The following is a 20,045-nucleotide window of genomic DNA, read 5'->3' as shown; positions in this document are numbered from 1 at the left end:
GAGTTATTATGCGTTGCTGGTGACCATTACAGGAATGAAACTTAAAATCATAAGTAAGGAGTCTCCGCAGGTCTATCCACTGGTTAGTAAGGCTAAGAGCATAGCTGAGTCCCTGGGATACATAATCGACGAAACAAACCCAGATATTGTAATTGCTATCGGAGGGGATGGAACGCTTCTGAGAGCCATAGACTTTGGGAAGCCGATTATTACAGTAAAGGCTGGAAGAAGAAGTTTTCTTATGGACGTTGATCCGCAGGATATGGAGAACGTATTGAAGAGACTTAAGGAGGGAGACTATTACGTTTATGAGTACCCTCTCCTGAGAGTGAGTTACGGGAACATTGCCAAGGAAGTGTTCAACGAGGCAGGAATACTGTACGACGAGCCTGAGAGCATCATCGTAACAGCCCACTTCCAAGAGACCAGTTTCACATCCGAGGGAGATGGAATTCTAGTTTCCACGCCTCAAGGCTCCACTGGATGGAGCATGTCCATCACAGGAGTTTACCTTGGTGTTCCAAACGCCCTTGAAATTTCGCTAGTTAGCCCAATACTCTCGGCAGTAAAATCTTTAATAGTTCCCAGAACTAGGATTAAACTGGTAATGGAAAGCAAAGGTTACGATCAGAAGGCAAGAATCGTGGCAGATGGAAACGTGATAGGACATGTTAAGCCTGGAGATGTGGTTGAGATCACTCCTTCCAGGAACGCGATCGTGTATAGGTTTTTTAAGATAGACCCCCTGAGAGGTATCTCGCCTTGGAGAAAGTGATATTTGATACAGCAGGCTTCCTGAGCGGTCTACAGAACTCCTTTGATAAGGTTTTTACGACACCTTTAGTAATTGAGGAAGTAAGAGATCTTCACTCTATGGGGAACCTGTCCCTGTCAATGATAACCAACAAAATTATTGCCATGGAGCCTTCACCTTCGGCCATGAAGACGGTCGAAAAGGTGTTGAGGGAAATAAACGATCACAGTTTAACTAAGACTGACAAGTCTGTGATAGCTCTAGCTATAGATTTATCCCCAGCGGTGGTTTTTACTGACGATTTCGCTGTCCAAAACGTGTTAATGAAACTAGGTATCAAGTTCAGTGCAGTGAGACTTGGAAGAACTGCACAGGAAATCAAGACGTTCAGTTATGTCTGTGAGGGCTGTGGTAGGACCTTCAAGGAGCCTAAGCAGGAATGCCCTGTCTGTGGTGGTAAGGTGAGAAAGAGCGTAATGAGAACTGAACAAAGGGGGAAATGACGAGGGCTAGCCAGTTTTTGCCCTACTCACTTCAATCCTTGGATACACCCATCTTCCCTCTCTGAAAATCTCATAGGGTAAGGAGTAGCCCAGAGCATACAAGGGTGACTTAGGTGCAATAATGGTCTCCATCGCTCTATCCCTTACCTTCTCCATGACTACCTCTAACCTTTTCCTGTCAACATGCAACTCGGAGATGAAAATGTTCTCTCCAATTGCCGTCCACATCACTTCAGGGAATTCCTCTGTAATATCTTCCTTGGAGATGACCTGCACAACGAAATCGGACTTTCCAAGCGAATACATGAAACCTGTGACTATCTTGAAAACGTGTTTCCTATGATTAATTAATCTAATATCAGTAAACGGGTTCACCTGTAGCTGAACCACACCCATGATATCCTGTTCATGAGGATTCTCTAGGACTTCACCCGGTCTGATCTCCAGTTTGTCGTCACAAGTCCATCTGTGAAACTTGAAATCGTAACATCTAGGATCCCTCACGAACTTCCTAGTCTGCTTTATGGTAGACGTAATCACCAGGGAGCAGGAAATTGACCTGAGGGCTTCCAACACGTTGTCAACTGTCTCGCCCTCTGCGAAGAGCGTAATAGAGAAGAGGTTACTCTCCATGTCTCCCCTGAACAGGTTCATTATAGGGTGAAATAGCTTAGACGCAGTCTCGTATTTTATGGGGCAATCGCGCGCTAGAATCAGGTACTTACCCAGCCCAAGTCCCTCAGAAAACACTGCGGGAAAGATGGTTAAGTGATGATTCCTCTGCATCTCCAAGATTTCCTTTGCGATGACTCTAGAAGACTCTCCGGTGATGCTAGCTAGACACCTGGGATTGCCACCGTACCTCGTCAGTAGCTCAAGAAGCTGGTTTTTCGCTGACACGGTATAATGACATCTCCTTCTTCATAAGATTTTCTAGTATTACCTCGTTTTATAGGATTCTTTCTCAAAAATAGGACAACAAACTGGATTATAAAGAGAATAGCTTGTCTTTTCTCACACGTTAGGGATCGTGCATAACATTTTATGACCTGGCTTGATATGAAAGAGTATGAAAGAGTTTAGGGAGCAGGTACCTGTAACTCGGGATTACATCTATCTTAATCACGCCGCTATCTCTCCAACTCCCATTTTTGCCCTCATGGAAAGCTTTGGTTACCTCTATGGAGTTTCCAGTAGGGGTAGCCTGCACGTGAATAGCGTGGAGAAAGATGACTTTTATTCCATGAGGAAGGCCATCTCAAATTTCATTAATTCTGACCCCGAGGAGGTCTCCTTCATTCCCAACACGAGCTACGGAATAAACATGATAGTCCACGGGCTATCACTCACTAGGGGAGACCAAGTTCTTACGGACAACTTGGAGTTTCCTGCAACTGTGTATCCCCTATATAAGCTGGCTAAACGAGGAGTAGAGATAAGAATGGTAAAATCCTCTCCCGAGAGACTGGAAGATGCCATACTGGAACAGATCACGGACAGTGTACGACTCATAGTACTGAGCCACGTGAGCTTTAACACGGGGGTTAGACTAGACGTTAAGAGAATAGCCGACAAGGCCAAGAAGAACGGGTCTCTTCTCCTGGTTGATGCGATACAGTCAGCGGGGGCAATGAAGATCGACGTAAAAGAGATGGGAGTTGATTTCCTTGTGGCTGGAGGATATAAGTGGATGATGTCTCCCCAGGGTTCAGGTTTCATGTACGTGAGAAAGGGGTTAATTCCTGATCCTCCCTTTTATGGATGGAAAACCAGTTCCACCTTCATGGAGTTCAACGCGGAGTCGTTTTCCCTGGAGGAGGGACCCAGAAGGTTCGAGATAGGGACGATGGACGTTTCAGCCAACCTAACCATGACTAAGGTGGCGGAAAGGCTAACCCCCATACGAGATGAGGTGGAGAGGAGGGTACTAGATCTCTCAGCTCGGGTTATTGACCTGGCAGAGGATAAGGGGCTTGAGGTGGTTACCCCAAGGGAAAAACGAGCTGGAATAGTTATTGTGAAAACCAAGGATCCCAAGAAGGTGGCAGAGGAACTACTCGCAAAGAGAATAGTGGTATCGCCTAGAGGGTCTGGGGTAAGAATATCTACCCACTTCTATAACGAAGAGGAGGAAGTAGATAGGGCCGTAAGCGAGATCAAGAACCTTCAAGCCTAGCCTTCAAAGTATGATAGGCCTCCTCTATGTCCTCCATTATTCTAACTAGAGAGGCATAAATCAACTCATCAGATCCGGATCTGTACAGGGAGATGACGTCTACCAATTCCTGCGCGAGGGGTGCCTGAATCAAACCCGACTTGGCCAGGTTCCATATCAGGTCTTCATCATTACCGTCAGCGACCCTCGATCCCAAGAGATACAGTTCGTTGAGAAGCTCCGCTATGGCTCTCCTCGTATCGTTTCTCAGTCTCTCGTCTCTCATGAAGTCCTCCAGTGTAGTCTTAGAGGCTCTCTCCAAAACTGAATAATGCTCCCTGAAACTCACACCACATAAATGATATTAGGGATTTCAAAAATTTTAGCACGTGATAGTGGACCATATAGGTAATCTTTCTGATGCATTAAAAGGAAAGAAAAGCACCTTCGCGTTGGTTATAGGGACAACGGACGTGAGCCTTATACCAGGGATAACCGTGGCTGGAGCAACGCCAGAGCTTACTATGTTTACTCCAGCAGCTGACGCTGAGTATCTCATAACAGGCTCATGCAAGGTAATCAAGGGGGTACCTGTAACTCCTGACGGGATACCCACTCCGGCCCTCTTGTCTAGGGCTTCCCTTTCGCTGATAAATGTGAACAAGCTTGTTGTTAACGCGGGGGCCAGGGTCACTCCCAAGATCCCCTTTGTGGATCTCCATGGGGAACCAGGGAGAGATATAAGAAAGGGCGGAGTGAGGAAGGAGGTGGCAGAGAATATAATTGCCAATGCCACAGTCCTTGGCGAAAATCTGTCAGAGGAGGTCCTCGTAGTAGGTGAATCCATTCCTGCTGGAACAACTACAGCTGCAGCTGTGCTCACTGGGCTAGGTTTTAACGGGGTTGAGATTGTGAGTTCCTCATCCCCAAACAATCCAAAGGAGCTAAAACGAAAAGTGGTAGAGGAAGCAGTGAGGAGTGCCCCTAGGGACACGACGGAGAGAATTTACTGGCTAGCGGATCCTGTAATTCTAGCTGTAGCTGGGCTAGCCATGGGATTCAGGGGACTGACTATACTTGCTGGGGGAACACAGATGGCTGCAGTGTCAGCCGTGATAAAGGAACTTTCACCCGAGAAACTGAATAGTGTTGGAATAATCACCACCAAGTGGATAATCAACGACACTACAGCTAGGCTCATGGAGTTGGTCAAAACCCTTGGAGTTAAGCTATCCCATGCAAACCTAGATCTTTCCCAGAGTCAACACGAGGGACTGAGGGTTTACGAAAGGGGGTTTGTCAAGGAAGGAGTGGGTGCAGGGGGAGCAATGGCCCTAGCCATGGCCAACGGTGTCACATCAGAGAATCTAGTAAAGAAGATAGACGCGTTTTACTCCGATCTTATTAACGCTCAACGTTAATTCAAGTGAATGAAAATTATAGTGACCGACGAAGGGGAAATAGCTAGGGAGATAGCGAAGGACCTTCCAGGGGAGGTATTGGTAACTGACTCACCCTATCGAGTCCTTCAGGAGAGGCCTGACATAGTGATACATACCTATGAAGTTCCATATCAGGAGGCCAATTGGGATAGGGCTAGAGCTTGGAACGTAAACACTTGGCTAGCCATAAACATGGGCAAGGCTGACCACAAGATAGGGGCTCTCAACGTCTACCTTTCCTCGTCCATGATATTCAACGGCAGAAGGGGATTTTATGGGGAAACCTCTACCCCAGATCCCTTGAACTATTACGGAGTGACAAAGTTAGCAGGTGAGATTGGAATTGCGTCCCTTGGTAACTACCTGGTCCTTAGGCTGGGTTTTCCCTTCTCCCTCTCCTACAGGGGGTTACTCTACAATCACCTTAGGAGCCTCGTGTTGAGGGGAAGGGCAGTCTGTAATAGGAATTTTTACCTTTCCATTATATCCACAAGGGGCATAGGCAGAGTTGTTTCCCTCCTCCTTAAGAAGGGTGCCACAGGGGTCATAAACGTGGGTAACAGGGTTAGCGAGTGTGAGGTGGTGGAGGAGATGACCAAATATTTCCCAGGTCAGGTCGTAGAGAAGGATGGAAAGCACTTCGATTTCTCCCTCGACGATTGGCTCCTCAGATCATTTGGTATAAAATTGTCCCCGAGAAATGAATTAAGGGAGCCATTTGCCGGAGGAATATCTTACAACGAGGGAGAGAATACTGTTGTTACTTAGGTCATCTGTGGAGCCCCTAACAGCTAGGGATATTATGCAAGCTACAGGGATAAGAAGGGAGCAGGAGGTTTACGATCATATATATCACATTGCCCTCTCCTCAAAGAGGAAGGATTATGTGGTAATACTTTACCCTCCTAGGTGCGAATCATGCGGTGCTGAGATATCACTTGAGAAACCTAAAAGGCCGAGCAGATGTCCCAGGTGTAAGTCCGAGAGGATTTCACAGCCCAAGTTTTTAATAAGGGGAAGGGATGAGGTCTGATATGACAGCGATTTTCGTGGATATGGGAGATACCCTGGTCAAGTTCGTTCCCAGGATGCACGAGAGCATTGCCAAGGCAATGGCAGAGGAGGGATTAGAGGTTAACGAAAGGGAGGTTTACAGGGCTCTCATGAAGCACATGGGGAAGGCAAACTTTCCGCATCCGGATCATGATGGACTCTCGCAACTCGATTTTTATGATATACTATATGAGATGGGAAAACCAGCAGATCCTCAGGTAGTGAAGAGGCTGTCGTCGAGAAACTATCTTTCAGAACACTTTGAGCTCTACGAGGATGCCTTACCCTTCTTGAGGGAGGTTAAGGCCATGGGATTTAAGGTGATCCTCGTTACCAATACCACGAGGAAAGTTCATACCATACTGAAAACCCTAGATCTTTACAGGTACCTAGACGGAGTTATAGCATCCTGTGATGTGGGTGTGATGAAACCCAATCCCAAGATATTCTATCACGCCATTAAGGAGGCTGGGGAGGAAGGGATACACATAGGCGACGTGTATGAGATCGACTACGTGGGTGCAAGGAGAGCTTACCTGAACGCTATCCTCGTGGACAGGTTTGGATTTTACCCGGAGGTAAAGGAGAACAAGGTGAGCGATCTATATCAGGCTCTAGAGTTAATAAAAGAAAAATTGAAATTTTGATGGAACAGATACCGCCCCACCCTAGTCCCAAGTGGGAGTTAGAGCAGTATCTTACCCCCTCTCCCATAGCCTCTACATTAGTGTGGACCGCCTTTCTACAGGGTGCCATAGAGGGAAGGAAGGTCGCTGACCTGGGTTGTGGAACCGGTCGGCTCTGCGCTGGAGTCGCGGCTTTAAGCGGTGAGTGTACATGCGTCGATGTAGACAGGGAATCGCTTGAGATTGGTAAAGACGCACTAAGGGAACTGGAACTGGAGGCTGATTTCGTAGAGGCTGATTGTTCTGAGTTTCACGGAAGATTTCATACGGTCGTACAGAATCCGCCCTTTGGTCAGGCGAAGAGGGGGATGGACTTGAAGTTCCTGAGAACCGCCCTGAAGATAGCGGAGGTGGTCTACTCCATTCACAAGAGCAATCCCGAGTCCAGGGACCTGATCTTCAGGGAGGCTCGAGCTCACGGTTTCTCCGTGGATGTGGTTCCGCTTTCATACCCCATGACTCCCTACTACCCATGGCACAGGGAAAGGGTACATAGGTTTCTAGTTGACATCTACGTTTTTAGGAAATCTACCGGATAGTATCATATCAAGGAGCTCGACAACTCCTTCCCCATCCTCCTTTTCCATTACCAGATCGGCCATTCGCTTTATGGGGGGGATGGCGTTGGCCACCGCCACCTTCACGTCAGCTACCTTGAAGAGGGATTCGTCGTTCTCCGCATCGCCCACAGCTACAATTTTACCCTCAAGGTGCATCTCCTGAATCGCCCTCCTTAGTCCAGTTCCCTTATCCACATTTCCTGGAAGAATCATGGCGTCTTCTCTGTTCCTTTCAATTCTCACCTCAGGTCCAAGATCCAGTTTTCCGTTCCAAGAATTCACGTAAATGATCACGTCTCCAAGGGAATAGGATATACCAAATTTTGTGAGTTTTTCTCCTATAATTTTCCTAGTTTCGAACCAGTCTTCAGGGACGTTCAGTATTCTCCTGTCTCCCAGGATAAGGAGAGCCCCATTCTCCAGGACCCAGCCTGTGGGCCTAAGATCGGGGGCTAAAACCCTCATGTACCTCTCCTCCCGTCCTGTGACCACGAAAAACCTGTGAATGGTACTAAAGTGGTTTATTTTGCTTGCAACCTCCTTCCTCATTACGAAGGAGTCATCCTCGTGAGAAAGAGTTCTATCGAAATCTGAGGCAACAATCCACAAGCTCTCAACCCAGCTTATACCCCAGGGATTCTAGGACTCCCTTCATTATCAAGGCATCTTCCTCAAGTTTCGGACTCTCACATATAAGGGTGATGGAGATGTCCCTTTTAAGGAGGGCCTTAGCCAATGGCTCGAAGGGTGGAGCGTTCTTACTGATTGGTTCATGAACGTCGACATACTTTCCCTTTCTGACCTGAAGTGACTCGAAGTGGGAGTTTATGTGAGTCAGCCCAAGTTCCCTGGTCAGCCTGTCTAGAATCTCGTCGTAGTCTATGTTGCCGCCCTGCCTGGCGAACGTATGGGCCCAGTCAATGTAGGGGATCACCCCTGGAACCTCCTTTGAAATTGAAATTACCTCATCCAAGGTACCAAAGGCTGTTTCCTTGGCCATGGTCTCCACCCCCAACTTAACGGAGTCTATGGAATTCTCCTTCATCTTGTCCCTCACCACTAGAAGGGAATCCTTCACAAGGGAATAGCACTGCTCAGGCGTATAATCACCGTAGAATCCCACGTGTATGGCTATGGCGTCTGCGCCCATGGCACTTGCCCTCTCGGCCGTGTCCAAGATCCTTTTCTGTGAAGCCATTACTTTCTCCTGGTCGGAGGAACAGAGGTTAATAAAGTAGGGGGCATGAACGGATAACCTCACTCCCAACTCCTGTGCAACACCACCAAGTTCCTTAGCCGTATCCACGGACATCTTGACCCCCTGAACGAATTCCACCTCCATGGCGTTCAGTCCTAGTTCCTTAACTCTTTTAACCCCCTCAATGCTTCCCTTTCCCCTGGTAGATAGGGGAATCCCTGCTGGACCGAGAAATATTTTGACCATCACTTGGTATATAGTTCGTTCCGCTTATAAGTAACTCCAGAGGACGTCACAGGGGCACCTTATCCTCATGATTGTCACGTAGGGAGACCGCTTAACTTTACCTTGACCAATTCTCGGAACTTCATAAGGTTCAGGCCAGATAACCTAGATCAAGCTTATGGATGAAGTTCCATCCAAGGAATCCATCCCCAACAACTGCTTCGCAATGTCCCCCTTGATCGTGAACTTCACCCTGTGTCCTGGGTTCCTTCCTGCCGTGACCAACACCCTCTTCACCCTTCCCTCCCTATTTACTAGGAGTTCCACCTGCGCCTTCACTTCAACAGGTCTTACCACGTTGTCCGTTGCTAGAATGATATCTTGGGGCATCAAGCCCGCCATATCAGCAGGGGAACCGTCCTCCACATAAGTCACTTTGTTACCGTCCATCATGATTCCGAGGTAAGGATTTCCCCCATCCAGAAATTGAAGCTCGGCTACCTCCTTAAGTTTCTCTAGGAGGATAGAGGACGGGGAGTACGCCATCTCCTCTAGGTCATCTATGCCCCTTGATTTCAGGTAATTGTCAATATCGCTAAACGTATACCTGAAAGGTATGTTCTTGAATATGCTAAATATGTTCTCACCGCTTCTCCTAAGCCTCGCGTCAAGTATCAGCCCCAGTAATAGTCCTCCGTCATAATAGGAAACTGAGGAATTCAGGAAGTTCTCGTCTTGCCTGTAATACTTTATCCATGTGGTTCTAGAGGACTCAGCCAACGACATTCTCTTTGCCCCAGGAAAGGTGAACTTGGAGATAGCGTTAGCCATGTATTTTCCAGTGTCCTCACTCTTCACTGCACCGCTTCTCGTGGAAGCTAGCCAAGCCACGTAATCCGTCACCCCCTCAGCAAACCAAAGTAGATCCGAGTGGGTCTCCTTTTCCAAGTCTAGTTCGAGATCCTTTGGCCTGTACCTTTTCACGTTCCAGCTATGAAAATACTCGTGAGCCATTAGCATGACTAGGTCAGATCTTTCCCAGTTTACCACGATTGCGGAGGAGTTATAGTGCTCAATGCCTCCGTAGTTTCTGTCTGACCTCCTGAAGAAGAAGGTGTACCTATCTGGTGTACCCATCTCCTTGTCTATTTCCTTGATTGCCATGGCTACTCCCGTCAGATCAAGATCATCTACTGTGGTTATCTCATGGTGGTCGTCTATAACAAGGGTTTTCAGGTTTGGACTTGCTTGGATTGGCGAGTCCACAAAAGTTTCATAGTCATCTGCACATAGATACTCCCCTTCTCTCCTCAGCGTCGTGCTAACGGGCCATCTCAAGTCCAACTTGACACAGTACCTCTCGTTCCAATCCTGAAAGGGAAACACGGCAGGGGGATTTATAAAAAGATAATCGGTGGAGGAGATGGCCTCTCTCTGGTCCTTACTGGATGCGTAAACTAGATATCTAAAGTTTTCCTTGACGTAAAAACGATTCTTTGAAATCCTAACCCCATCGATCTCGACAATGTTTCTTTCTAGCTCCCTGACTACGTAGGAACCAGGTAGGTACGTGGGAAATATTACAATTCCTTCTCTTCCATGAGCCTCTATTTCTAGATATCTGGGCCTAGGCTTTACAGTGAAAAGCATGTTGAGAAAAGGGATTAAAGATAATTATAACCTACTGTTCACGGGTAAAAATCTTCATTGTACTACGTTTGTCCTTATCCTCTCCATTTTCTCCCTCAATAGCTCCAGGAGGACTAGTCCTAGATCTCTCTCCGAGAACTCATCCACAGACTTTGACTTTACCTCGGACACAACACTAGAGACAACCGTATCCAGGGTTAACGACATTAGAATGCTATTGAACTCCCTATAATACTGATTCAGAACAAGTGCCTTCTCTGAGGGATCGTTACCTGTATACTTGCTGGAGGCCATGGAGACTATAGCGTTCTTGACGGAGGGTGTTGCCTCGTCAATCGCCTCTGTCACTATGGGCTCTATTATCTTTTTGTACTCATCCATTCCTGAGGACATGAAAGACACGGTATCCGCTATCACTGACGCACGCTTCTTTAGACTTTCTGTTAGCGACTGAACCAATACATTTATTATGGCATTTTTATCAGCGTCAGGGATCTTTACTATCTTTTGTTCCACCTTAACTCCCGCTCCCACCTTCTCTGCAAGGAATTCCACGAGTGTTTTAGCGTTTACACCTACGCTCCTGAACTTAACTGCAGCTAGGGGACATAGGGTTACCAAGGTTCCATACCTTTCGCCTAGAGCCTTTGCCATCATGTCTGCCCTCTTTCCTACGTTCTTCTCCAATGTTGCGCCAGAGCACCCCTCAACCTTCCTTACCTTAAACCCTTTCTCCCGGAGTCTCTTCAATATCTCATCTGCATAGGTGTTGGAGAAGCACGCAACGTGAAGGTTTAACTCCTCGTTTCCTTCTATCTGCATGGACTTCAGCAACCTCAAATCTAGTGGTACTACCTCGAAGGTCTGGTTAACTCCGCTTAGCCTCGAGTACTCCTGATATCCTTCAGTAAAGGTCTTGTAATCTTCGGGAGACACTGTGATAAGCTCGACCACATTTATATGCTCAGAATTTTTCTTTATCTTTTCGATCAATTCATTACCGTTTCCGCTAATATAGTCATTAAACCCGCTGTCCATAGATGTACCGAATACCTTAACTTTAAGCCCTAGCTTCTTGAACATCTCTAAGGTGGCAAACATTGTTGAGGGATTCTCTGCTAGATATTTGCCTAGCCACACTCCAATCTCTGCGTCATCTGATATAATGTCCTTATACTTCTCGGGAATTGGGATCTCGGTAACTGTCTCATCTGGGGTCTTCCTAGCTACCATGGAGCTTAGTTTGATCAACATTGATGAGATGGGAATTCTCGCTGGACAAACACCATCACATAGACCGCACTTATGACATCCTGAGATCTCAGCAATGGCGCTATCGGGAACATCAATCCTACCATAGAGCTCGAACATGGAAATTAGACCTTTAGTGAAATCAAACATGCCCTTAGGGGCATAGGGCCATTGAGGAATAAGCCTATACTGTGGACAAACTGTGACGCACATGGCACAGTCTATGCATTTTATGGCATAATCTGTGAATACATCAAGATACTTCTTGGTTACCTTATACCCCTGTATCTCCCCACCAGGTGATATCCTCTTCGCGAAACCTATTCCAAACCTATATCTCATGGCCTCGTTCTGCTTTCTCACTATGTCCAAAACTTCCTTGGCCCTCTTGGTTGGCTCAAAGACCTTACCAGGATTAAATATCTCATTGGGATCCATCTCTTGCTTATACTTTTTCATTACCTCATATCTATCAACGCCCATTTCTTGGAATACTTTACCCATTGCAGTTAGCCTATTCTTAGCGTACTTGTGAACGAATATCCCCACAGATAGCATGGACCCTCCGACCTTGATGTATTGCTCCATCATTAGCGTATTCTTTGCCAGCTCAAAGAGAATCTTCTTATCTGTCGGAGTAAGGGAAACCTGCGTGAAGGCGTTTACCAGGAGAGTTTCCCTTCTCTCCAAGTCTATATCTAGGTCAAACCCTCCGTCGGGAGTAAGATCCCCTAGTTTGCCCAAATTGTCCTGGATGCCATCAACTAACTCCTTTATCTTAGTGTAATGAATGAGACCATGTTGATGAATTAGGAGCCCCTTAGTTCTGAGGGCAGCATTGACACCGTGGTTAAAGGACCACCAACCGGTCCATTCGCCCTCAAAGGTCTTGGCCCCAGTATTTTGGGCAACCTTATACAGTTTTGGCTCAACTATTGAGGAAACATTAGATGGATAAAGGACAACCATATTCCATTTTTCCGGGGCCAGGGAAGCCTTGAAGTTCTCCGCAATGTAAGTGGATATTGCGGGTCCTCTAACCTGGATGTGCCAGGCAGGGATGGATTCCCTATAGAACTCTCCTATACCCCTATATGCCTGTTCAAAATTATCATAAGATAGGACTAGGGATTCTGTGGGCGAAAACGGCCTTAACCTCATTCCAACCCTATAAATTAGACCTGTCGTACCCTCGGCTCCACATACAAGGGCTAGATCTTTCCCCTCGAGTCTAACTAGCTCTCCCTTGGGATTTACCATCTCTACAAACGCTACGTTGTCGCAGATATACCCGTATTGATAAGATCCAACTCCTAAGGCATCGCCCGCTACTCCTCCTCCCACTGTGGAGTCGTAAGAGGATGGGAACGTTCTAAGCTGAAGTCCCTTGGCCTGAGCAGCTATATCCACGAACTTCCATGTGGCCCCTGCCTCAATCACGGCGATCTTATTAACGTCATCTATTTGTATTTTGTCCAGTTTAGAGAAATCAACTACTATACCGCCATCTGCAGGTATGGCATTTCCATACCTGTTAGTACCCCTGCCATATGGGGTTATGGGTATGTTATACTTGTTGGCTATCCTAACTAGGTCAATTAGATCTTCGACATTTCTGGGATATACCACGTAGTCGGGGATAATGTTAATTTTCATTCCAGTCCAAACTAATTGGGGCACAAAACCCATATCCGCTGTATGGGAGAGACGTTCCACCAAGGAGTCAGAGAAACTATCGCCAAATCGACCCTCTAGCTCTTCTCTAATACCCAAAGGTTTCACCTTAATTAATTTCCTTCTCAATGCTAGTTTTGATATATTGACTTATAACTTTTTGCAATGACTCATAGTATGATTGGTCTTGAACTCTTCTTGGCTCAAAGTTAGAAAATACCGATGGGGTGACCTCCCAACTTGGAATGATATGTATATGAGTGTGAAATATAACTTGGCCTGCACTTCTTCCAATATTGGTCAATATTCTGACGCCAGAGGCGTTTAATACTTCCTTTATTGCCTTCGCTATTAGGACGGTCTTTTGTACAATAGGTGTTAAAAGAGCCGGATCGGTAACTAGTAGGTCATTATAGTGCCTATTTGGCATGACTAAAGTGTGACCAGGTGCCGAGGGATATTTGTCCAGAATGGCTGAAATTTCATTGTCCCTGTAGACAAAATATCCATGTTCAGCCCCTGAGATAATACTACAGAATAGACACATGCATGAAAAAAGTCTAATTCTTCATTTAAACCTTTTCGACGAATCCAACATCTAGGTCACTTCAAGAACAAGTTAAAACCTATATACTCCTTGAATACATCAATAGTTTATAGGACAAACTTGTATCTCTTGTATAACCCCTTCTCTAAGAGTAGTTCTAGAGTATGTTCACCCTTACTATAAAGACCACCTATCTCTAGGATTATTTTCTTATCCTTCTCTCCATATACAGTATGCTGAAAGTCCATTATAGGTTTACCGTCTACATTTAAGGCAATGAGCTTGGAATTTAACATGTCTGGATCCATGTTGACGACAAGCTTCATTAGTTAATTATTTGTTTCCATAAGGTAAATAAGGCGACTACCCCCGTGTTATCTATGGAATATTACTATCTAGCTCTAATCTTTGCCATCTCCTTCGCCTCCAATGCCACCCCATTCTTTGGTGCTCCCTATACTGTAATATCTTCCACTATTCTTCTAAAATTTGGACTAACCCCCCTGAACTTTGCGGAAGTTGTTGTCGCGTCCGGTATAGGTGCAGGGATAGCAAAGAGCGTCATGTATGGGATAGGGTACGGAGTGGGAACTAAACTCAAGGATAACAGGAATGTGAGTTTCTTTCACAGAATAATTAAGGGGAGGTCCTTCTATTTAGCAATCTTCATCACTTCAGTAATGCCGTTCTTTCCATTTGATGATTTCGTCTTTCTGATAGGTGGGGCTGGAAAGGCATCTCTTCTCAAGATGCTGGAGATAACGATTCCGTCGAAGGTCCTCAAAAGCTCGTTGGAAATAGGGATTGAGGCTGAAGGCTTGCTTCAGATTGGCAAAATTACCAAGATATCTCCTGTGGAGCTCGGTGTGATCTCATCCGTGATTTTCGTGATATTGGGAGTCGTACTATTCAAGATTGACTGGGAAAAACTCTACCTTAGGGTAGAAAGATACTTTAGACAGAGATCGTGGACTAACCCATGAGAATTTTCTCGGGAAAGAAATTTGAGGTGTATGTAGAGAAGGTGCCCCTACCAAACGGACGGGAGAGACAACTGGAGTATATTAAACACAGGGGGTCGGTGGTTCTCCTCCCGCTACTTGAGGACAAGATCGTCATGATCTATCAATATAGACCAGTGATCGGGAAGTGGATTTACGAATTGCCTGCAGGCTCTGTCGAGGAGGGAGAGGATCCACTATCTACCGCGAAGAGAGAACTAGTCGAGGAGACAGGCTATGAGGCAGAATCCATTACTGAGGTGATGTCCTTTTACCCATCACCAGGTATAACCACCGAAGTGATGAGACTATACCTAGCCAGAGATTTGAGGTACGTGGGGGCCAAGCCAGAGGATTACGAGGTGATTGAGGTAAGACCTATGGAGTTTAGTCAAGTCGAGAAATTGATGAACGAGGGAGCTATACAGGACGCTAAGACGTTGATAGGGATATACTACCTCAAGAGTAAAGGAATTCTAGGCCCATGAGTTCCCCAGTTACTAGGGGTTCCTCCTTGGTTATCCACTTCCTAGCTCTAACTTCCCTAAGTGCCTCGACGACCTGTATCCACTCAGGCAGGGACGGGATTTCGTAAATCACCACAAACTCGTAGTCCGCTATTCCAAAGGAGTAAGTTGTGTAGGATCTTATCCCCTTGTTCCCTGGATGCTCCCTAGCGACCTTTATGTGCTCCCTCATGATCTCCTCCCTCTCTTGGAAGGGAATTAGGTACCATTCAACGTCCTTTTTCATGGGGTAGGCGACGAAGTACTTCAGGGGAGGAGAGTTAAGCACGTCCTTGGGGTTGAAGTTACCCCTAGTGTAAGGGGATGGCCTGAACACCGAGAAAAGTAACACGTCCTCGTCAGCATACCCTCTGAGGGCAGAGAGAAGGGATGACCTGAACTTCACAAGAGGGGTGGTGGTTTCACTGGACAACCAGTAAACCAAGGAAGAGGAACGGTTTATGGAGGCATATCTCCTAATGGAAATGAAGTTCTTGCCCTCCTGCTCCTCAACTTCCTTGACCAATCCGAGGATCTTCGCCCTCTCCCCTTTACTTAGGGACCACCATTGGGGGAGAAACCTTATGGATAAAACCTGCATGAAAACCTCATTTGTCACTTCTCATCAGCTCAGATGTAATATCAGTGTAGATTATTAACGCTTCTTCAAGGGTCATGAGGTAGCCAATGAAGTATCCTGATACGGACTTCTTCACTAGCTCATCCAGTATCTCGTATCCGTCCGAGGTTGGCCCATTAGATATCCTCTGGATGGCGTGATCAAATTCCTCCTTGTTCCTCGCCACCACTATGAAACCCACAGGAATTACCCTTATTCCTAGGTAGACGTCTCCTGAAGAATACTCTGGCTTGTAATTCCTTAGCTCCCTAACTAGCGGTTCCTCAAAAACCTTTTCTGGCTCGTACATGAGTTTCCTTCTAGTTAGTGTTGCCTTGGCTCTCTCGGAAAGCTTGCTCAGCTCATCAAGGAGTTGATTTAAAGGAACAGCATGACTGCCAATAACTATCTCTACCCCACCTTCCTCACTTAATTTTTCAAGGTAAAGGAGGGCCCTCAAGGTTTTTACCAGTTTTCTCTTACCCTTAACAGGGATCTTTCTGCTTGTCACCTCAGTGACGGAAGAGGAGGGCAGAAAACCTAAGAAGTACTTGAATAGGACGGCCACATAATACTTAGAACCATCCTCCGTGGTGATTTCTTTGGGGGAAGGGATATCCATCGCCGATTCCCTGTAGATCACGGTCATATCCTCGGAGGAAACTAGGGACTTCACGTAGGTTTCAAAGTCCTCTACCTTTTCCCTTCTTTCCTCCACTAATTGCCCTAGTTCGTTGTAAATTTTTATTAGGGGAAGGTCAGTTGACGCATCCATATAGATCTGAAGAAGGGGAAAGGTATCCTCTTTCCTGATGGCTGTAGCAGCGTAGATGAAGGACGAGAACTTAATGATTCCCAGAATGACTTTCGCATCTATTTCCTCAGAAAGGGCAGCATGTTTCGAAGCTGCCAGGGCTAGGCGCTCAATATCGTACCAGGCATCACTGAGAACTAGATCGTCTACCTCCTCGGCCTCTTCATCCCCATACCTAAAAACAATGGCATTGGCGTTGAGCTCCTCGGCTACCTCCTCTATAACTTCCCTGATCAGTGCGCCTATCTGGGGAACAGGAGGGATAATATAGTGATCATTTTCAAGTTCCTTGTGAACGTGAATTCCATTGTCCTGAAGGAAGATCGTCATAATGCTCCTTTCAGTTCCTGTGGAGTCTATTAACGAGCACTTTACTTTGGGCACCTTCGGATCTGAGATTACCTGTAAAATACTCAATTTCCCTACCTTGATTAAATATCATATCTAGGACATAGGTACAAAAACCTTTTCCGCAGAATACTCTTAGACTAGAGAAAAATGCAAAATAGCCCTTGGTTCAAAGAAAATCCCCTAAGGTTATTCATTACGGGTAGGCCGGGAGTGGGGAAAACTACCCTTATCAAAGGTCTGGTGAGCGAGTTGAGGGAACTAAAAATAGCTGGTTTCTACACAGAGGAGGTAAGGGAGAGGGGAGAAAGAACTGGATTCTTGTTCGTAGTAATAGGGGACGGTTCGTGTCCCCTAGCCTCAACCAAACCCATCGGAAAGGAGAGGGTGGGTAGATATTTCGTAGTAGATTCACTTACTCTTTTACCGCAGGTTAAGCAAAGGCTAGAGGTAGCTGACCTTGTAATAATGGACGAAATAGGGCCCATGGAGAAGAAAATAGGAGATCTTTGGAAACTAATACAAGGTGTCCTGTCCTCGAATAAACCTGTAGTTGCCTCAGTTCATAGGTCCATGAATATAGAGGGCAAAAGGTATGAACTAACACCAGTTAATAGGGACAGAGTGAGGGAAGATATCCTGAATGAAATACGCAGATATTTCGGAACTAAACAGGACACTTTTAGCCTGTAATCTTTGCCCGAGGTTAAGGGCTTTTGCCGAGGACGTTGCCCTCAATAGAAGAAGGTTTAACCAAGAATACTGGGGAAAACCCGTTCCAGGATTTGGAGACCCCAGGGCCAAACTACTTATCGTGGGATTGGCTCCTGCTGCCCATGGAGGAAACAGAACGGGGAGACCATTCACAGGGGATGAAACGGGGAAATGGGTCATCGGAGGACTTTACGAACTTGGTCTATCCAACCTAAGGGAAGGCGTAAGCAGAGATGATGGACTGGTCCTGAAGGGGGTATTCCTCACCAATGCCGTGAGTTGTGCCCCTCCCAAGAACATGGTGAGAACTCAGGAGATAGTAAACTGCTCCACTCATCTCAAAGAGACAGTGGAACTGCTAAGGGAGCTTAAGGTAATTCTAGCCCTCGGTAGTGTGGCCTTCAGGTCTGTTTCCCTAGTCCTAGGTGTTAAGGAAAACTTCGCCCACCTCAAGGTAACGTCCAAAAGGGGAATTTACCTCGTGGGAAGTTATCACCCTAGCCCCCTAAACACCAGAACAGGAAGGCTAACCTGGGAGGAATGGTTACGCGTTCTCAGATACTCATGGGAGCTTGCAAACTAGGAAGTAGATAACACAAGTGTCATCTGCGGATCTCCTATCTCGAAGGGCTTCCATGAGTAACCTGAGAGCACGTCCACCACCCTAAATCCAGCCCTTTTGGCCATCTTGACGACTTCGTGGAGGCTGTAGTACCTTTGACTGTATTCCAGCGATCCTACCTCATTACCCTTGCTATCCAGATACTTCCTTATCACCTCAACTCTGGAGGTTGTGGGCTCAAACCTGGAGGTGTCAACAACCATGTAAGGCGGGACATAGGAATATCTGATCTCGGGCATGTTAAAAATGACGTAGTCCCTGTTATCTAGATTGAGTACTGCCATCCCCTTGGTTACTGACTTGATAGAGAAGAGAATGTCCATGTCGTCCTCTTCGTTGTAATAACCTAGACTGTTAAACAGGTTTACGACAATGTCATACTTCTCATTCCCTAAAATCTCGCTGAGCTTTCTCATATCACCCTTGATAAATCTCGCGTTAGGAACATTCCTTTTGGCAATTTCTAACATCCTGTCGGAGATATCAACCCCAGTAACCTCGAATTTCTGTGAGACCAGATACGAACTTACCCTACCTACCCCACAGGGAACATCAAGAACCCTTTTGCCTAGACCGTAACGGTTAGTGAGTTCTGCTATCCAATCAGCCCACTTCTTTCCCTCCTCCCAGACCTTTACCATCTCGTTAATGTAAAAGTCGGACTCAAAGATCCTAAGAACGGTTTCGTTCCGAGTCTCCATTCTCTACACCTCGCACCCCATCGTAGGGTAATCCAACGCACTTGAAAACGTACAGCTTGATCCTGAAACTACAACATAACTCATGGTTAATGAATTATAATCATAGATTAAAATATTGTTTGACGTCCCGATGCCATCAAAGGGCAAGAACCAAGGGTAACATGACGGGAATAATCAAGGTAAGTAGGGCACCGCTCATCATTGCACTTACAGAGTACTCTCCCGTAAAGATGGAGGAATATAGGCCTAGAGTTGTATCCATGGAAGTCGCCCCTCCTATGGCAATAGCAGAATAGGGGTTAGGCCTCGCCTTGACCAGAACCGGAACCACTAGAAAGGCCAGCTGTTCCCTGAAAAAATTTGTTAGGAAAGCAATTACCCCGTAAACTGGACCGTAATAAGTGGAAACGATAGGGCCCGTATAGCTGTACCAACCTGCTCCCAAAAACATCACCAGGGCCAACTTTAGGTTAGGTAATAGGCCCAGTCCAAAGGAGGCTAGGGCACAAACCACTGCCCCTATAATTACCACTAAGGTAGTAACAAGAGCCTCCCTAGTCACGTGTAAAATTGCCCTGAATTTTATCTCACTTCCTATGTTGAATCCGATCACCAATGCTAGGATGTAAAGCTCATACACTATAATCTCGGAGTAGTCAAGGGAAGGTTTAACCAAGAACCCCAGAGATAGCCCCAGTACTAAGGGCACTCCGTACTTCAATTGTGTGTAGACTAGGCTAATTTTGCCCTTAACATTAACCTTCTTATTGAACGTCAATCCCACGGCAAAAGTGATCAATACAACAAAGACTGAGAGAATTACCGAATCAAATACAATCCCAGACAAGGTACTTCCAGATATGACCTGTGAGCCTCCCCACAAAGCTATTGAGAAAATCAGAACTAGGACTACAGCATCGCCCAGCTTCGGGAAGGACTTCCCAAGTACCTTCCCTAGCCCCAGCGCAACAACATAAATCAGCATAAACGTTATGGAGAAGTCCACAAAAAATGGTTCAGTT

The 20,045-nt window shown here is 46.2% G+C and carries 24 protein-coding genes; 12 read left to right on the top strand and 12 right to left on the bottom strand.

The annotated features are described in order from the left end of the window. Window positions 1-34: 34 nt before the first annotated feature. Together MSED_RS03770 and MSED_RS03765 are read left to right on the top strand one after the other, a co-directional pair. On the top strand, window positions 35-775 hold the full coding sequence (locus MSED_RS03770) for an NAD(+)/NADH kinase (RefSeq protein ID WP_012020702.1): 741 nt from the start codon (window positions 35-37) through the stop codon (window positions 773-775). Further along, window positions 772-1,257, top strand: a complete 486-nt coding sequence (locus MSED_RS03765; RefSeq protein ID WP_225938907.1) for an NOB1 family endonuclease — start codon at window positions 772-774, stop codon at window positions 1,255-1,257. Before MSED_RS03770 ends, MSED_RS03765 begins: the two co-directional genes overlap by 4 nt. A 6-nt stretch (window positions 1,258-1,263) precedes the next feature. Here MSED_RS03765 and MSED_RS03760 read toward each other — a convergent pair whose 3' ends face one another. Further along, a complete protein-coding gene (locus tag MSED_RS03760) occupies window positions 1,264-2,157 on the bottom strand; it encodes a hypothetical protein (protein ID WP_048060003.1) in 894 nt (297 codons plus the stop codon). A 169-nt stretch (window positions 2,158-2,326) separates the two neighbouring features. On the opposite strand from MSED_RS03760, the gene MSED_RS03755 reads away from it, so the two are divergent. Beyond that, window positions 2,327-3,433 carry an aminotransferase class V-fold PLP-dependent enzyme gene (locus MSED_RS03755; RefSeq protein WP_012020699.1) on the top strand — a complete coding sequence of 369 codons (1,107 nt, stop codon included), beginning with the start codon at window positions 2,327-2,329 and terminating at the stop codon, window positions 3,431-3,433. Here MSED_RS03755 and MSED_RS03750 read toward each other — a convergent pair. Next, entirely contained in the window at window positions 3,414-3,761 is a 348-nt protein-coding gene (locus tag MSED_RS03750) for a hypothetical protein (protein ID WP_225938874.1), read from the bottom strand. The two genes, MSED_RS03755 and MSED_RS03750, sit on opposite strands and share 20 nt — an antisense overlap. Before the next feature lie 40 nt (window positions 3,762-3,801). Between MSED_RS03750 and cobT the strand changes: the two genes are divergently transcribed. Genes cobT through MSED_RS11945 form a run of 5 tightly spaced genes read left to right on the top strand, consistent with a single transcriptional unit; the run spans window position 3,802 to window position 7,132 of the window. Continuing rightward, window positions 3,802-4,833 (top strand): nicotinate mononucleotide-dependent phosphoribosyltransferase CobT, encoded by a 1,032-nt coding sequence (gene cobT, locus MSED_RS03745; RefSeq protein WP_012020697.1) that lies wholly within the window; start codon window positions 3,802-3,804, stop codon window positions 4,831-4,833. Between the two features lie 9 nt (window positions 4,834-4,842). Continuing rightward, the gene (locus MSED_RS03740) at window positions 4,843-5,622 is read left to right on the top strand and encodes a sugar nucleotide-binding protein (RefSeq protein WP_012020696.1); all 780 of its coding nucleotides are present in this window, start codon (window positions 4,843-4,845) and stop codon (window positions 5,620-5,622) included. Next, window positions 5,573-5,887 carry a transcriptional regulator gene (locus tag MSED_RS03735; RefSeq protein WP_048060002.1) on the top strand — a complete coding sequence of 105 codons (315 nt, stop codon included), beginning with the start codon at window positions 5,573-5,575 and terminating at the stop codon, window positions 5,885-5,887. The genes MSED_RS03740 and MSED_RS03735 overlap by 50 nt, the downstream gene beginning before the upstream one ends. Window position 5,888: 1 nt before the next feature. Further along, complete coding sequence (locus MSED_RS03730) at window positions 5,889-6,554, top strand: HAD family hydrolase (protein WP_048060001.1); 666 nt, start codon at window positions 5,889-5,891, stop codon at window positions 6,552-6,554. Continuing rightward, a complete protein-coding gene (locus MSED_RS11945) occupies window positions 6,554-7,132 on the top strand; it encodes an METTL5 family protein (RefSeq protein ID WP_012020693.1) in 579 nt (192 codons plus the stop codon). The genes MSED_RS03730 and MSED_RS11945 overlap by 1 nt, the downstream gene beginning before the upstream one ends. Here the strand turns inward: MSED_RS11945 and MSED_RS03720 are convergent. The 6 genes from MSED_RS03720 to MSED_RS03695 form a co-directional block, all read right to left on the bottom strand. After that, window positions 7,094-7,702, bottom strand: coding sequence for an HAD family hydrolase (locus tag MSED_RS03720; RefSeq protein ID WP_080512786.1), 609 nt, complete (start codon window positions 7,700-7,702; stop codon window positions 7,094-7,096). The genes MSED_RS11945 and MSED_RS03720 overlap by 39 nt on opposite strands. 64 nt (window positions 7,703-7,766) lie before the next feature. Next, window positions 7,767-8,597, bottom strand: coding sequence for a TIM barrel protein (locus MSED_RS03715; RefSeq protein ID WP_012020691.1), 831 nt, complete (start codon window positions 8,595-8,597; stop codon window positions 7,767-7,769). Window positions 8,598-8,741: 144 nt separating this feature from the next. Continuing rightward, window positions 8,742-10,226, bottom strand: a complete 1,485-nt coding sequence (locus MSED_RS03710; protein ID WP_012020690.1) for a M61 family metallopeptidase — start codon at window positions 10,224-10,226, stop codon at window positions 8,742-8,744. A gap of 54 nt (window positions 10,227-10,280) precedes the next feature. After that, window positions 10,281-13,250: an FAD-binding protein gene (locus tag MSED_RS03705; RefSeq protein ID WP_012020689.1), complete on the bottom strand. Its 2,970-nt coding sequence runs from the start codon at window positions 13,248-13,250 to the stop codon at window positions 10,281-10,283. A gap of 10 nt (window positions 13,251-13,260) precedes the next feature. Continuing rightward, a complete protein-coding gene (locus MSED_RS03700) occupies window positions 13,261-13,698 on the bottom strand; it encodes an HIT family protein (protein WP_012020688.1) in 438 nt (145 codons plus the stop codon). Window positions 13,699-13,805: 107 nt separating this feature from the next. Continuing rightward, entirely contained in the window at window positions 13,806-14,024 is a 219-nt protein-coding gene (locus MSED_RS03695) for a hypothetical protein (protein ID WP_048059999.1), read from the bottom strand. Window positions 14,025-14,078: 54 nt separating this feature from the next. Here MSED_RS03695 and MSED_RS03690 point away from each other — a divergent pair, with 54 nt between their 5' ends. Together MSED_RS03690 and MSED_RS03685 are read left to right on the top strand one after the other, a co-directional pair. Next, window positions 14,079-14,681 carry a hypothetical protein gene (locus tag MSED_RS03690; RefSeq protein WP_012020687.1) on the top strand — a complete coding sequence of 201 codons (603 nt, stop codon included), beginning with the start codon at window positions 14,079-14,081 and terminating at the stop codon, window positions 14,679-14,681. Beyond that, a complete protein-coding gene (locus MSED_RS03685; protein ID WP_012020686.1) occupies window positions 14,678-15,187 on the top strand; it encodes an NUDIX hydrolase in 510 nt (169 codons plus the stop codon). Before MSED_RS03690 ends, MSED_RS03685 begins: the two co-directional genes overlap by 4 nt. Here MSED_RS03685 and MSED_RS03680 read toward each other — a convergent pair. Next, on the bottom strand, window positions 15,159-15,806 hold the full coding sequence (locus tag MSED_RS03680; RefSeq protein WP_012020685.1) for a chlorite dismutase family protein: 648 nt from the start codon (window positions 15,804-15,806) through the stop codon (window positions 15,159-15,161). The two genes, MSED_RS03685 and MSED_RS03680, sit on opposite strands and share 29 nt — an antisense overlap. A 7-nt stretch (window positions 15,807-15,813) precedes the next feature. Further along, window positions 15,814-17,055: a hypothetical protein gene (locus MSED_RS03675; RefSeq protein WP_048059998.1), complete on the bottom strand. Its 1,242-nt coding sequence runs from the start codon at window positions 17,053-17,055 to the stop codon at window positions 15,814-15,816. 81 nt (window positions 17,056-17,136) lie between these two features. Between MSED_RS03675 and MSED_RS03670 the strand changes: the two genes are divergently transcribed. Continuing rightward, a complete protein-coding gene (locus MSED_RS03670; RefSeq protein WP_012020683.1) occupies window positions 17,137-17,679 on the top strand; it encodes a nucleoside-triphosphatase in 543 nt (180 codons plus the stop codon). Continuing rightward, window positions 17,630-18,283: a uracil-DNA glycosylase gene (locus MSED_RS03665; RefSeq protein ID WP_012020682.1), complete on the top strand. Its 654-nt coding sequence runs from the start codon at window positions 17,630-17,632 to the stop codon at window positions 18,281-18,283. Before MSED_RS03670 ends, MSED_RS03665 begins: the two co-directional genes overlap by 50 nt. Here MSED_RS03665 and MSED_RS03660 read toward each other — a convergent pair. Together MSED_RS03660 and MSED_RS03655 are read right to left on the bottom strand one after the other, a co-directional pair. Further along, entirely contained in the window at window positions 18,280-19,023 is a 744-nt protein-coding gene (locus MSED_RS03660) for a class I SAM-dependent methyltransferase (protein ID WP_012020681.1), read from the bottom strand. The genes MSED_RS03665 and MSED_RS03660 overlap by 4 nt on opposite strands. Before the next feature lie 136 nt (window positions 19,024-19,159). Continuing rightward, window positions 19,160-20,008 (bottom strand): lysine exporter LysO family protein, encoded by an 849-nt coding sequence (locus MSED_RS03655; protein WP_012020680.1) that lies wholly within the window; start codon window positions 20,006-20,008, stop codon window positions 19,160-19,162. Window positions 20,009-20,045 lie beyond the last annotated feature (37 nt).

It is taken from the genome of Metallosphaera sedula DSM 5348, from assembly GCF_000016605.1.
GTDB classification, from domain to species: domain Archaea; phylum Thermoproteota; class Thermoprotei_A; order Sulfolobales; family Sulfolobaceae; genus Metallosphaera; species Metallosphaera sedula.
This window is presented reverse-complemented; position numbering and strand designations above follow the sequence as displayed.